This window comes from Geobacillus sp. G4 (assembly GCF_040327975.1).
Taxonomy (GTDB): Bacteria; Bacillota; Bacilli; order Bacillales; family Anoxybacillaceae; genus Geobacillus; species Geobacillus thermoleovorans.
On record NZ_JBEPJY010000007.1, the window covers coordinates 156438 to 170122 of the forward strand.

Consider the following 13685-nt stretch of genomic DNA (forward strand, 5'->3'; position numbering starts at 1 on the left):
GGGTGTTTTTTTGGCGGGTGCGGGAAGTGGGGCGCCAAACGGGGAAAATTTTCACCGCCGCGGATAAACGGCGCATTTTGAAAGAAACTAACAGTGAATAACGTGGGAAGAAAGGAGTGAAGACGATGAAAAAGTGGGCTGTTTCGCTGTTCGTGAGCGTGCTTCTTCTTTATGCGGCGGCGTTTTCGGCGCTGGCGGCTGCCGGCAAACCGGCGCCCGGTGCGGTGATTGATATATCGAAAGAAAATACGTATCCGAACCCGACGCAAGATTTGCCGCATTTGGAACCGAGCTCGTTTACAAAACAGCTGTTAAGATCGGCGAATGTGAAAATTGAGAATCCCGAATTGATCCATCTCTTTAATGAATCTTCGGCGACCGACACGCCATGGGCCGTTGGCTATCGAGCGACGATTTATTTAGGCCAATGGCCGCTCAATTACCAGTCGATCGAAACGTCGACGAACTGGGAATATCAAAAGGTCAACACGAATTTCCTTGATAACCGCGGCGGCGATACGGCGCAAAAGTTGTACTATAAACAAGAAATGCAAAAATACGTCCGCGGCGGGTTGACGGTGAAAGTGCCGAATGAAGACGCGGTTAAGCGGATGATGTTAAACAAAGCGATGGAAAAGACGAACTTGCCGCTCTCTTTCAGCACGGTTGTCGGCCTTGGCACGAAAAAAGACCAACCGTACAACGTACCGGCGAAAAAAATAGGTTATTTGTACGCGTACGCTCCGGCGGTGAATGAAAAAGGGAAAGTAACATACGGGGAAGTGTACGTCGTGCTCAAAGGAAACAAAAAGAAAATTGTCGTCAAAAACGTGACGACAAGAGGGGTTGGGGCGTGGATTCCGGTGCAGGATCGCCTGTACATGTCATATGTGGTGAGTGAACAGCCAAGATAAAACGTCAAGGAAAAGCTCCTTGACGTTTTTTATCGGCCAATGCGCGCGGACCGCTTCGTAAAATCGACGCCGCGGTAATACGTCTGCTTCACAAGGACGTTCGGTCCGAGGCAGCGTGCCGACGGGCAGTGGCAAAGAAGCTCCCTAGCAAGCTTTGAGCGCCGCCATTTGTCATACACGTCTGGCAGCGAATCGTGAATGATGTTGCCAAGCGGCGGTTCATCACCGAAATCGGTGACGATGACATCGCCGGTGAAAATATTGACATTGAGCCGTGAACGTCCGTCTGGATCGTTGCGCACGGTGACGTTTTTGCTTTCATACAGCCGCTTCAATAGGCGCACATCTTCTTCGTTGTCGCTGCACGGGTAAAACGGCAGCGTGCCAAACAGCATCCAGACGTTTTCGTCGCGAATGTCAAGCAAATGGTGAATCGCTTCGCGCAATTCGTCCAAGCTCAACGTCTCCAAAGCGCTGGCAAAATCGCTCGGATACATCGGATGGATTTCATGGCGCCGGCAGCCCATTGCCTCGACAACTTGGCGGTGGATCGTTTCCAAGTGGCGGACGGTTCGTTTGTTTAACATCGTTTCCGCCGATACCATCACGCCGGCATTTGCCAGCGCTTTTGCATTGTCAAGCATGCGCTGGAAGTATTTCTCGCGTTGGGCGCGCGTCGGCTTCCGCTCCATCATGGCAAAACCACCTTCGACAAAGTCGTCGATCGTCCCCCAGTTGTGCGAGATATGGAGCACATCCAAATACGGAATGACTGGTTCATAGCGAGACAAATCCAACGTCAAGTTCGAATTAAGCTGCGTCCGCACCCCGCGCTCGTGCGCGTAGCGGAGAAGGGGAACGACGTATTGTTCGACGGATTTTAATGACAGCATCGGCTCGCCGCCGGTGATGCTTAATGACCGCAAATGCGGAATTTCCTCGAGCCGGCGGAGCAACATATCAAGCGGCAGCGCCTCGGGATCTTTCATTGTCAACGTATAGCCAACAGCACAATGCTCACAGCGCATATTGCAAAGCGTCGTTGTGGTAAACTCAATATTCGTCAGTTGTAGTTTTCCATATTCTTCAATATCGAGGTACGCTTCCCAAGGGTCATACGCCGGTGTAATGGCTGGCATGGTGGATGAGCGCATGGTCTTCTCCTCTTTCCATTCAAAGTCCCAACGTTCATTATCGGCAACAGTCACTCCGCTTGTCAATCGTTTTGGCCGCTGATCCTCTATCCCATTCCTATGAGGCGGGCGGGGGACTGATGAGACAGAAAAGAAAGATTTTTTCCATAACCGAGAAAAAGCAGTATAATAGAAGAAGATGAGACAACTGCCAATAGGGCGATCCAAAAGGAAAGGGCGTGGAATCAGCATGGAAAAATTCCAGCAAAGCATGTATGACTTGATTGTGGAAACATCTACGAAGCTGCCAAAGGATGTCCGTCGAGCGATCGCTCGGGCGAAAGCGCGCGAAAACGCCGGCACGCGGGCGGCCATGGCGCTCGATACGATCGTCGAGAACATTCAAATGGCGGACGAAAACGTGTCGCCGATCTGTCAGGACACCGGCTTGCCGACGTTTAAAATCAAAGTGCCGGTCGGCGTGAATCAAATCGAAATGAAAAAAGCGATCCGCGCCGCCATTGTCGAAGCGACGAAAAACGGCAAGCTGCGTCCGAACTCGGTCGACTCGCTCACCGGCAAAAACAGCGGCGACAACTTAGGGGAAGGCGTGCCGGTCATCAAATTTGAACAATGGGAAAACGATTACATTGACGTTCGCCTTATTTTAAAAGGCGGCGGTTGTGAAAACAAAAACATTCAATACAGCCTTCCGTGTGAACTCGAGGGGCTCGGCCGCGCCGGCCGCGACCTTGACGGCATCCGCAAATGCATTTTGCATGCGGTGTACCAAGCGCAAGGGCAAGGATGCAGCGCCGGCTTTATCGGCGTCGGCATCGGCGGCGACCGCTCATCGGGCTATGAGTTGGCGAAAGAGCAGCTGTTCCGTCCGGTCGATGATGTCAATCCGATTGAAGAATTGCGCCAACTCGAAGAATACATTATGGAAAACGCCAACAAACTTGGCATCGGCACGATGGGCTTTGGCGGCGAATCGACGCTGCTTGGCTGTAAAATCGGCGTTATGCACCGCATCCCGGCGAGCTTCTTCGTTTCGGTCGCCTACAACTGCTGGGCGTTTCGGCGCATGGGCGTGAAAATCGACCCGGCGACCGGTGAGATCATCGAATGGCTGTACCAAGACGGCGAAGACGTCGATTTTGCAAAAGAGTTGGAAAAAGCGGAAGCAGCCGCGGCGCTTGAACAAGGCGACACACGCGTCATCGACCTTGTTCCGCCGCTGTCGGAAGAACAAGTGCGCCAGCTTCGCGTCGGCGACGTCGTCCGCATCAGCGGCGTCATTTACACCGGCCGCGATGCCATTCATAAATATTTGATGGACCATGACGCGCCGGTCGACTTGAACGGGCAAATCATTTATCATTGCGGCCCGGTCATGTTAAAAGATGAAGAAGGCCGCTGGCACGCCAAAGCTGCCGGCCCGACGACAAGCATCCGTGAAGAGCCGTACCAAGGCGACATCATGAAAAAATTCGGTGTCCGCGCTGTCATCGGCAAAGGCGGCATGGGCGCGAAGACGCTGCAAGCGTTAAAAGAACACGGCGGCGTGTATTTGAACGCCATCGGCGGCGCGGCGCAATATTACGCCGATTGCATCAAATCCGTGGAAGGCGTTGATTTGCTGGAGTTTGGCATCCCCGAAGCGATGTGGCATTTGCGCGTCGAAAACTTCACTGCTGTTGTCACGATGGATTCGCACGGCAACAGCTTGCATGAAGATGTGGAAAAATCGTCGCTTGAAAAGCTGGCTCAGTTCAAAGAGCCGGTGTTCAAGTAAGAAGGAGAGCTGAATTTCAAGCACATGGCTATTGGTATTCAAACAAGCTGATCCCGTTTTCTTCTCTGTCCCCAAAGCGCTTGCTTTTGGGGCCTTTTTTTGCAAAAAATGGCGCGCGTAAAGCGGTCAGGGGTGAAAACAATAAGAAAGAGGAAAAGATGGCGGCCAAGGAGGAACTAGGCATGAGATGGCTCATTTCTCTCGTTTTAGCGCTCTCGCTTTTTCCCGCCCCTGCTTTTGCCATAAGCAATGCGCCGATCCATTGGGGATTTAAGAGAAGCGAAAACCACGAGCCCCCATCGGCGGGAAAAGAGCTCGATGAACTGCTCGCCAAATATGACGCCTTTTATTTAGGCGACACGAGCGAAAAAACGATCTATTTAACATTTGACAACGGGTATGAAAACGGCTATACGGCGCAAATTTTGGACGTGTTAAAGGAAAAACATGTGCCAGCCGCCTTTTTTGTCACTGGTCATTATTTGCAAACAGCGCCCGATTTAGTCAAACGGATGGCGGCGGAAGGGCATATCATCGGCAACCATTCATGGCACCATCCCGATTTGACGGCGGCAAGCGAAGAGCGGTTCCGTGAAGAGCTGGAAAAAGTAAAAGAAAAGACCGAGGAATTGACCGGGCAAAAAGGGATGGCGTACCTTCGCCCGCCGCGCGGCATTTTCAGCGAACGGACGTTATCTCTCGCCCGCGACCTTGGCTATTATCACGTCTTTTGGTCGCTGGCGTTCGTCGACTGGCAAACTGACCGCCAGCGCGGCTGGCAATATGCTTACGACCAAATCATGAAACAAATCCATCCGGGGGCGATTTTGCTTTTGCACTCCGTATCAAAAGACAATGCCGAAGCGCTGCCGAAGGTGATCGACGACTTGCGCAAACAAGGGTATACGTTTGCCAGCTTAGATGAGTTGATGGTGAAAAAGATGGGCCTCCATCCGCGGCTGTTTCGCCCATAAGCCGCTTTCATCACTTGAGCGCAAAAGTGGTACGAAACGTTGTGTGTTGGACCATTCGAAAACCCGCCTCGTTCTGTCAACCGAACCATATGCCGCTGCCTCGTCCTGCCAACAAGTTGGTTCGACGGGGCGTTTTTCGTTATAATAGGGGCACGGACAAATGAGAAAGGTGAGAACGATGTGGAAGCAAACGATTACCGTGCCCGCGCCGTACGATTTTGCGCATGCGTTGGAGCGATTGGCGCTCGATCCGCTGCTGGCGGTTGATCTAGAGCGGCAGCGCGTCACCGTGCCGCTTCATCTCGATGACGTAAAGGTGCCTGTCGTGGTGGAAAGCATCGGCGCGAAAGACGCCCCGCGCTTTATCGTGTCGGGGCCGCATCCCGAGCGGCAACAGGAGATCATCGAACGGATTTCTCATCTGTTTCAATGGCGGACGCCCCTTGCCTCGGTGCACGGCTACTTTCAGGCGACCGAGCTGGCGCCGCTGTTTGCCCGTTATGAGGGGCTGCCGTTGGTGCTTGATTTTGATTTGTATTTTTGCCTCGTCAAATGTTTGATCCACCAACAGCTTCATCTCAAAGTCGGCTATCGGCTCACAGAGCGGTTTGTGAAAACGTTCGGCGAGGAGCGGGACGGCGTTTGGTTTTACCCGCGCCCAGAAGAGATCGCGGCCCGCTCGTACGAGGACTTGCGCGCCTTGCAGCTGAGCGGGCGGAAAGCCGAATATATCGTCAATGTGTCGCGCCTCATTGCCGAGGGGAAGCTGCGGCTTGATGAACTCGAGCAGATGGAAGACGGCGAGGTGATGGAGAGGCTGACCGCCGTGCGCGGCATCGGTCCGTGGACCGTGCAAAATTTCCTCCTCTTCGGCCTCGGCCGCCCAAACGTCTTCCCGCCGGCGGATATCGGTTTGCAGCGGGCGGTCGAAAAATGGTTCGGGCTTCCGAAGCGGCCGACCACAAAAGAGATGGCGGCGCTTGGCGAACGATGGAAGCCGTACGCCAGCTATGCGGCGCTTTATTTATGGCGAAGCATTGAATGAGAGGGACCGATATGGCAAAGCAACAAATGAACATCAAAATCAAAAAAGGCGAGCAATTTCCCGTGACGATTCAACGGATCGGCATTAACGGCGAAGGGGTCGGTTATTTCCAAAAACAAGTCGTCTTCGTCCCCGGCGCCTTGCCGGGTGAAGAAGTCATCGTTGAGGCGACGGACATCCACCCAACCTACGCCGAGGCGAAAATCAAGCGCATCCGCAAGCGCTCGCCAAACCGCATCAAGCCGCCCTGTCCGCTCTATGACCAGTGCGGCGGCTGCCAGTTGCAGCACTTGGCGTACGAGGCGCAGCTCGAGGCGAAGCGCGACATTGTCATCCAGGCGCTCCGCCGCCATGCCCGGCGCCTCGATGTCGACAAGCTTGACATCCGCCCGACGATCGGCATGGACAACCCGTGGCATTACCGAAACAAAAGCCAGTTTCAAGTTGGAATGAAGGAAGGGAAGGTGCTCGCCGGCCTGTACGGCCTCAACTCCCACCGGCTCATCGATTTATCGGAATGCCGCGTCCAGCATCCGCAAACGACGCGCGTCACGAACATCGTGAAAACGATTTTGCAAGACTTGCACATCCCGATTTACAACGAGCGGACAAGAATGGGCGTCGTGCGGACGATCGTCGCCCGCGTCGGCTTTCATACCGGCGACATCCAGCTTGTGCTTGTGACAGCGACAAAAGACATTCCGCGCAAAGAGCTGTTGATCGAGGAAATCCGCCGCCGTCTTCCAGAAGTGAAATCGATCGTGCAAAACATCAACGGCGAAAAAACGTCGCTTATTTTCGGCGACGAGACAGAAGTGCTCGCCGGCGACGAATACATTCAAGAAACGCTCGGCGATTTGTCGTTTGAACTGTCGGCGCGCGCCTTTTTCCAGCTCAACCCGTTGCAGACGGTGAAATTGTACGACGAAGTGAAAAAAGCGGCCGCCCTCACCGGAACGGAGCGGATCGTTGACGCTTACTGCGGCGTCGGCACGATCGGTTTGTGGCTTGCTCGCGATGCCAAAGAAGTGCGCGGCATGGACACGATTCCGGAAGCGATCGAAGACGCGCAAAACAACGCCAAAAAGCATGGGTTCACCAACACGCACTATGTCGTCGGCAAAGCCGAATATTGGCTGCCAAAATGGGTGAACGAAGGCTGGAAGCCGGACGTCATCATCGTCGACCCGCCCCGCGTCGGCTGCGACCGGGCGTTGCTTGAAACGATTCTCCACGTCCGCCCGAAAACGGTCGTCTACGTCTCATGCAACCCGTCCAGCCTCGCCCGCGATCTCGATGCCTTGGCCGCACAATACCGCGTCGACTACATCCAACCGGTGGACATGTTTCCGCACACGGCGCATGTGGAAGCGGTGGCGAAATTAACGCTGCAATTTTGACACTCCACACGTCTTCAGCCGTGTGGAGTGTCAATGGAAAATGAAATCGGGTTCTTCCACTCCTTTTTGGGAGAAAGAAGAGAGGGAGAAAAAGTGGGGGAACCCTTGGAAAAGCAAGGAAAAAAGATCGAAATGAGAGAAAAATGAATTAAGCCAGAGGCAATAAAATATCTGTTCGTGACACACTTCCATCCTGATCATGCCGGCATGGTAGAAAACATTAAGAAATTCGGAACTTCCTTTATTTTGTTTGAACATACAGATGTCCATGAGCAATTTTTGCTCTCCCTCCATCATGAAAATGGCAACTCAAGGAGCGCACATTCTCATAGAAAACCAGAGCAAGGCTGAGCGCGCATTTTTCAATCACGGCCATGATGTGGAGGAGGGTCATGCCATCAAGTGAAACGTTTGCCTCACCTATTGCATCAACAAGAAATTCCTTCTAACAGGGCTCGCCGTTAGAAGGGATTTTTTATTTGGAAAAATAAGACGCTGGCCGCTTCGAATTCAGCAAAAGGGAAGCTGAGGCATTATATCTTAGCAAAAATACGCCTCGAGTCGTAGACAAAATATATCTTTGGAACATGATGGGATTCGGGTTGTCTGCGGTACGATGGAAGACGAAAGGAGGCGAAAGGATGGCAAAAAAGATCGGGCTGTTCGTTGCCGGCGCGGTGGCGTTGCTTGTGCTGCTGTTTCATCTTGGGCCGCTTGTCGGGTTGGCAATCACGCTGGCGGTGCTGTACTATGCGTTCAAGAAATGTTTGAAAGCCCCGTCGACGTTCGGGAAAATCGTGTGGGCATTGATTGGCTGTGCAGCGTTAGTTGTCAGCGCTTCGAATGTGCCAGCGCTCATCGCGCTTGTCGCGGCGTATGTGTTGTATGTCGTGTATAAAAAATGGAATGGAGTGAAAGACGAGCGCGTCGTTCCAGAAGCAGACGACCCGTTTGTCAACTTTGAAAAACAATGGGCGGAGCTGCAAAAGCATTATTCATGAAATCAATGGAAAAGGAGCGAATCGATGATGAGTGTGTTCTCACGCTTGAAAACGATCATTGAAGCCGATCTCCATGAATGGCTTGACGAAAAAGAAAAGAAAAACCCGATCGCGCTTCTCAATCACTATTTGCGCCAATGTGAACAGGAAGTCGAGCGGGTGCGGCAGCTGCTCGAGCGCCAATATGTGCTGAAAGAGCAATTTGCCCGCGAACATCGCGAAGCCGAACAGATGGCGGAAAAACGAAGCAAGCAGGCGGAGGTGGCGGCGCAAGCCGGGGAAATGGAGCTGGCCGAATTTGCGCGGCGCGAACAAGCGCAATACGCGGAGCGGGCGGCCCGCTTAAAACAGCTGCTCGAGCAAGCGAGCCGTGAGCTGTTTGAGTTAGAAGCGAAATATGAAGAAATGAAGCATAAGCTGAAAGATATGCAAATGCGGCGCATGGAGCTGATGGGGCGGGAGAATGCGGCTCGGGCGCACTACCGCATCCATCGGGTGGTCAACGGGGACGCCGGCCCGGCGTTGGCGGCGTTTGCTGATGCGGAAGTCTACCTTGACCGCCTTGAGCGGCAAGTTCGTTCCGATTATTACCGAAGCACGATCGATGCGCGCATCGCTCAGCTGGAAAAGCAGTTGCAGGAAGGAAAATAACCGGATATGCTAAAGGCGTACATGGTTACGCCTTTTTCATTTTGGACAACAGGGGGCTCCCCACATGCTTGATCAACGGAAGAAAACTGACTATGTCAGTTGGGTTGTTTTGGTGACACTGCTCCTTTTTGCAATCGAAATTTCGTTTTTTCGCCCGGGCGTGCTGTTTTCGTTAAGTATATCGGTCTGTTTGATTTATGTTGGAAGGAAAAAATGGCATCGGCGGAAAGGAAAATGGCTGTTTTGGCTTGGCTGCATCATGTTGGCCATTCATGTGTTAACGATGATGGCCGCTCGTTTTGTCATGGTCGCGCTGTTGGGTTATGCCCTTTGGCAATTGTTTCAGTCGAAGCGGCATCCGACGGTGATCCGCCCGACTATGGCTGAGAACTCGTATGGGGGAGAGGAAATCGTGCGCCGTCAACCACTGTTTCAAAATGTATGGGTTGGCCGGCAAGCGACCCCAGAACGGGTGTATGAGTGGAATGATGTCAATATCCAAACGGGGATCGGGGATACGGTCATTGATGTCAGCTATACTGTGCTTCCGAAAGGGGAAGCGGTCATTATCGTGAGAGGGTTGATCGGCAACATTCGAATTCTCGTTCCGTACGAAATTGAAACACGGCTCGTTCATTCCGCCATTTTTGGTGTTGCCTCGCTGTTTGGCAAGGAACAGGAGAAAATGTTCAACGAGACGCTCATTTATCAAACTTCTTCGTATGATCAAGCGGAGCAAAAGCTAAAAATCGTCACCTCGATGATCATTGGCAATGTCGAGGTGACACGCGTATGAGCCGACCGATGCTCGCTTCTGTTTTGCTTGCGCTTGCGCTTGCTGTGGCGTTGCTCATTTCCTTTCTCTATTTCCTTCCGCCTGGAATGTGGTCGTCTTTGTGGGATCAAACTGTGATGGGGTTGCCGTTTTTGTTGTTTGTGTTCGCTGTAAGCCTGTGTATGGGGATTGCTGTTGGACTTATGCTTGATTCCTTCTTTCGCCAGCAATGGCAAGCGGTTGTGCAGGCGCTTCGGCACATTGAACAAGGAGAGATGGGGGAGTTGCATCGGGAAGAGCCGCCGCCGGAACTGCAAGAGCTTTGGCGGCAAATCGTGAAGCTGCAAGCGCAATGGCGCGCGCAAACGAAACGCGTGCAAAAGTTAGCGGCGGAAAAGGCCGAACAGGAAGAACGGCTCGTTGAACGCATTCTTTCCGAAGAACGCACGCGGCTGGCGCGGGAACTGCATGATTCCGTAAGCCAACAATTGTTCGCCGCTTCGATGATGATGTCAGCCGTTATGGAAACGATGCCGCCGGATGATGAACGGCAGCGCAAACAATTGGCCATGGTCGAGCAAATGATTCACCAGTCGCAATTGGAAATGCGGGCGCTGCTTCTGCACTTGCGGCCGGTGCAGCTGAAAGGCAAATCGCTTCAAGAAGGGATGACCGAACTGCTCACGGAATTGGCGGGCAAAGTGCCGCTCGAGATGAAATGGAACATCGAAGACGTTCCGCTCGATAAAGGGGTGGAAGATCATCTGTTTCGCATTTTGCAAGAGTCGCTTTCCAACACGCTGCGCCATGCGAAAGCGAAGTCGTTGGAAGTATTGCTCATCGAACGGGACGGGTTTGCCATTTTGCGCGTCACCGACGATGGCGTTGGCTTTGATGTGGAACGTTCGAAAAGCGGCTCGTACGGGTTGCAGCACATGTATGAGCGGGCGGCGGAAATCGGTGGGATGTTGAAAATTGTCAGCTTAAAAGGTCAAGGAACGAGGTTGGAAGTGAAAGTGCCGCTTTTGCACAGGGGGGGATGACCGTGATTAAGGTACTGCTTGTCGATGATCATGAAATGGTGCGGCTTGGCGTGTCGGCGTATTTATCCGCCCAACCAGATATGGAGGTGATTGGCGAGGCGGAAGATGGTAAAAAAGGGGTGGAGCTCGCCCTCCAGTTGCGTCCGGATGTCATTTTAATGGACCTCGTGATGGAACCGATGGACGGCATTGCGGCGACGCGCGAAATCATCGGCGCGTGGCCGGAGGCGAAAATCATTGTCGTGACGAGTTTTTTGGATGATGAAAACGTGTTTGCCGCGCTTGAAGCAGGGGCGACGAGCTATTTATTGAAAACATCGAAAGCGAGCGAAATTGCCGACGCCATTCGCGCCACGTTCCACGGGCAATCGGTGTTCGAACCGGAAGTGGCCGGAAAAGTGATGCGAAACTATCGGAAACAAGAAGAGCGCCTGCCGCATGAGCAGCTCACGAGCCGGGAGATGGAAGTGCTTTTGTTGATGGCGCAAGGGAAAACGAATCAAGAAATGGCCGATGAATTGTTCATTTCACTTAAAACGGTGAAAGTGCATGTAAGCAACATCCTCGCCAAACTCGGCGTCCAAGACCGGACGCAAGCGGTCATTTACGCGTTTCGGCATGGTTTGGTGAAATGAGGAGCGTGTGAGTGGCACAAGCGCTATGCATTGAGAGTATGCTATGTCGAACGCGATTCATTTTTTGATAGGGAGTAGGTGTTCTGTGAACACCAAAACCGCTCCGTTTCATCAAGATGAACATGGAAGATGAAACGGAAGCGGTTTTTGACGTGCGGTGGACAGGGAAAATGGCTGGCTAACTGAGAGGAGTTACGCTTGCTTGGTCAGTTGGCGAAGTTTTCGGTCGTGGTGGAGCACTTTTGTTGTCAACACTTCGACCGAGGCTTGAGTATCTGTTAATTCTTCTTCAAGGTGGTCGATTCGTTCGTTCAGTTGTCTGTTTATCTGTTGCATTTCCTCACGAAGGGAGTCGATTTTGGCCTCAAGCCGAGTCTCAACAGCGTGGATTTCTGCCCGAAGCTGTTGCCCCATTTCTTGCATCTCGCTGCGGAGCTGTTGTCCCATCTCTTGCATTTCACTGCGGAGTCGTTGCTCCATTGTTTGCATTTCATGGTGAAGTCGCTGTTCCATCGTTTGCATTTCATGATGCAGTCGTTGCTCCATTTCCTGCATTTTCGAGCTAATTTTGTCAGAATGCTGTTCGAGCGCTTGAAGCACCGCTTGAATGATTGTTTTCTCTTCCACTTTTTCTCACCTCCTCACAGGTATTATACAAAGAAACGGGGCGAGAAAGAAAGAGAAAATATGGTGGTTTTCGTCGAACGTTGACGGTTCGGTTTTTGGTTTAGGATCGCGCGTTTTCGGTTTATCATGCCGTCCGCTTTGCCGTACAATAAACTCATATAAAAAGGCTGTTTTGGCAGCAAAGGAGATGACGATGTTGGACGCAGGATGGAAGTTCGACAACAGTTATGCAAGGCTGCCGGAGCGCTTTTTCAGCAAAGTCCTCCCCACGCCGGTGCGCGCGCCGAAGCTTGCGGTGCTCAATCGTTCGTTGGCAGTCAAGCTTGGGTTGAATGAGGAAGCGTTGCGAAGTGAAGATGGGGTGGCTGTGTTCGCTGGAAACCAAATTCCAGACGGAGCTGAGCCGCTGGCGCAGGCGTATGCAGGGCATCAGTTCGGTTATTTTACGATGCTTGGCGACGGACGGGCGGTGCTGCTGGGCGAGCACGTCACCCCAAGCGGGGAGCGGGTGGACATCCAGCTGAAAGGCTCGGGCCGGACGCCGTATTCGCGCGGCGGTGATGGGCGGGCGGCGCTTGGGCCGATGCTGAGGGAGTACATTGTGAGCGAGGCGATGCACGCGCTTGGCATCCCGACAACGCGAAGTCTTGCGGTCGTCACAACGGGAGAGACCATTATGCGCGAAACGGAATTGCCTGGGGCGGTGTTGACCCGTGTCGCCTCGAGCCATCTGCGCGTCGGGACGTTTCAATACGCGGCGCAATGGGGGACGATAGAGGAGTTGCGCGCTCTGGCCGATTATGCGCTCTGGCGCCATTTTCCTGGCTTTGAGGAAGCTGAGAACCGCTATTTGTTTTTGCTTGAACAAGTGATCGAACGCCAAGCGGAACTGATCGCGAAATGGCAGCTTGTCGGCTTTGTCCACGGGGTGATGAACACGGACAATATGACGATCAGCGGGGAAACGATCGACTATGGGCCGTGCGCGTTTATGGACACATACAGCCTGGAGACGGTGTTCAGTTCGATTGATACGGAAGGGCGGTATGCGTACGGAAACCAGCCGTACATCGGGGGCTGGAATTTGGCAAGGTTTGCGGAAAGCTTGTTGCCGTTGCTTGATGAGAATGAAGAAAAAGCGATCGCGCTTGCCCAAGGGGCGCTTGATGAGTATCCGAAGCGGTATCACCACCATTGGCTTAGCGGGATGCGGGCGAAGCTCGGCCTTGCCGAGGAGCAGGAAGGGGATCAGGAGCTCATTGCGGATTTATTGCGGCTGATGGAGGCGCATCGCGCTGATTACACGAACACGTTCCGGGCGTTGACGTTAGGCGAGTATACGGGAATGGCGCTGTTTGATTCCGCTGAGTTCCGGGAGTGGCAGGAGCGCTGGCAGACAAGGCTCAGCCAAGAATCGGTGTCAAGGGAAGAAGCGTATGAGCGGATGCGCCGCCATAATCCAGCTGTGATCCCGCGCAACCACCGGGTTGAAGAGGCGTTGGCCGCCGCGGTCCATGACGGCGACTACAGCGTGATGGAGCGTTTCCTTGAAGCGCTGTCTGACCCGTACGCCTACTCGCCGGAACAAGAGAAATACGCGGAACTGCCTCCGCCGTCCGACCGCCCGTACCGGACGTTTTGCGGGACGTAATGGTGATGGCGTTTTCGTTTAGCGGCAAAGGAGAAACG

General features: G+C 53.2%; 14 protein-coding genes. 12 read left to right on the forward strand and 2 right to left on the reverse strand.

Features of this window, described 5'->3' with window-relative positions:
- Positions 1 to 125: 125 nt before the first annotated feature.
- The gene (locus tag ABS784_RS10655; RefSeq protein ID WP_011229928.1) at positions 126 to 914 is read left to right on the forward strand and encodes a YfkD famly protein; all 789 of its coding nucleotides are present in this window, start codon (positions 126 to 128) and stop codon (positions 912 to 914) included.
- A 29-nt stretch (positions 915 to 943) separates the two neighbouring features.
- On the opposite strand, the gene yfkAB is transcribed toward ABS784_RS10655, so the two are convergent.
- The gene (gene yfkAB / locus ABS784_RS10660) at positions 944 to 2068 is read right to left on the reverse strand and encodes a radical SAM/CxCxxxxC motif protein YfkAB (protein WP_352512463.1); all 1125 of its coding nucleotides are present in this window, start codon (positions 2066 to 2068) and stop codon (positions 944 to 946) included.
- A gap of 229 nt (positions 2069 to 2297) precedes the next feature.
- On the opposite strand from yfkAB, the gene ABS784_RS10665 reads away from it, so the two are divergent.
- From ABS784_RS10665 to ABS784_RS10710, 10 genes are all read left to right on the forward strand, one after another.
- The gene (locus ABS784_RS10665) at positions 2298 to 3845 is read left to right on the forward strand and encodes a fumarate hydratase (RefSeq protein ID WP_021321832.1); all 1548 of its coding nucleotides are present in this window, start codon (positions 2298 to 2300) and stop codon (positions 3843 to 3845) included.
- A gap of 182 nt (positions 3846 to 4027) precedes the next feature.
- Complete coding sequence (gene pdaA, locus ABS784_RS10670) at positions 4028 to 4819, forward strand: delta-lactam-biosynthetic de-N-acetylase (RefSeq protein WP_014194895.1); 792 nt, start codon at positions 4028 to 4030, stop codon at positions 4817 to 4819.
- A 178-nt stretch (positions 4820 to 4997) separates the two neighbouring features.
- Positions 4998 to 5864 carry a DNA-3-methyladenine glycosylase family protein gene (locus ABS784_RS10675; protein WP_014194896.1) on the forward strand — a complete coding sequence of 289 codons (867 nt, stop codon included), beginning with the start codon at positions 4998 to 5000 and terminating at the stop codon, positions 5862 to 5864.
- Positions 5861 to 7264, forward strand: coding sequence for a 23S rRNA (uracil(1939)-C(5))-methyltransferase RlmD (gene rlmD, locus ABS784_RS10680; RefSeq protein ID WP_020279474.1), 1404 nt, complete (start codon positions 5861 to 5863; stop codon positions 7262 to 7264). Before ABS784_RS10675 ends, rlmD begins: the two co-directional genes overlap by 4 nt.
- A 162-nt stretch (positions 7265 to 7426) precedes the next feature.
- Positions 7427 to 7615 (forward strand): hypothetical protein, encoded by a 189-nt coding sequence (locus ABS784_RS10685; RefSeq protein WP_352512494.1) that lies wholly within the window; start codon positions 7427 to 7429, stop codon positions 7613 to 7615.
- 290 nt (positions 7616 to 7905) lie between these two features.
- Complete coding sequence (locus ABS784_RS10690) at positions 7906 to 8265, forward strand: lmo0954 family membrane protein (protein ID WP_011229934.1); 360 nt, start codon at positions 7906 to 7908, stop codon at positions 8263 to 8265.
- A 27-nt stretch (positions 8266 to 8292) separates the two neighbouring features.
- Positions 8293 to 8916 carry a PspA/IM30 family protein gene (locus ABS784_RS10695; protein ID WP_227016122.1) on the forward strand — a complete coding sequence of 208 codons (624 nt, stop codon included), beginning with the start codon at positions 8293 to 8295 and terminating at the stop codon, positions 8914 to 8916.
- 64 nt (positions 8917 to 8980) lie between these two features.
- On the forward strand, positions 8981 to 9712 hold the full coding sequence (liaF, locus tag ABS784_RS10700; RefSeq protein WP_020279776.1) for a cell wall-active antibiotics response protein LiaF: 732 nt from the start codon (positions 8981 to 8983) through the stop codon (positions 9710 to 9712).
- The gene (locus tag ABS784_RS10705) at positions 9709 to 10734 is read left to right on the forward strand and encodes a sensor histidine kinase (RefSeq protein WP_352512467.1); all 1026 of its coding nucleotides are present in this window, start codon (positions 9709 to 9711) and stop codon (positions 10732 to 10734) included. Before liaF ends, ABS784_RS10705 begins: the two co-directional genes overlap by 4 nt.
- A 2-nt stretch (positions 10735 to 10736) precedes the next feature.
- Entirely contained in the window at positions 10737 to 11369 is a 633-nt protein-coding gene (locus ABS784_RS10710; protein WP_013146334.1) for a response regulator transcription factor, read from the forward strand.
- Positions 11370 to 11561: 192 nt separating this feature from the next.
- On the opposite strand, the gene ABS784_RS10715 is transcribed toward ABS784_RS10710, so the two are convergent.
- Complete coding sequence (locus tag ABS784_RS10715; protein ID WP_352512469.1) at positions 11562 to 11996, reverse strand: MbeB family mobilization protein; 435 nt, start codon at positions 11994 to 11996, stop codon at positions 11562 to 11564.
- Between the two features lie 193 nt (positions 11997 to 12189).
- Here ABS784_RS10715 and ABS784_RS10720 point away from each other — a divergent pair, with 193 nt between their 5' ends.
- On the forward strand, positions 12190 to 13647 hold the full coding sequence (locus ABS784_RS10720; RefSeq protein WP_352512471.1) for a protein adenylyltransferase SelO: 1458 nt from the start codon (positions 12190 to 12192) through the stop codon (positions 13645 to 13647).
- Positions 13648 to 13685: the final 38 nt, after the last annotated feature.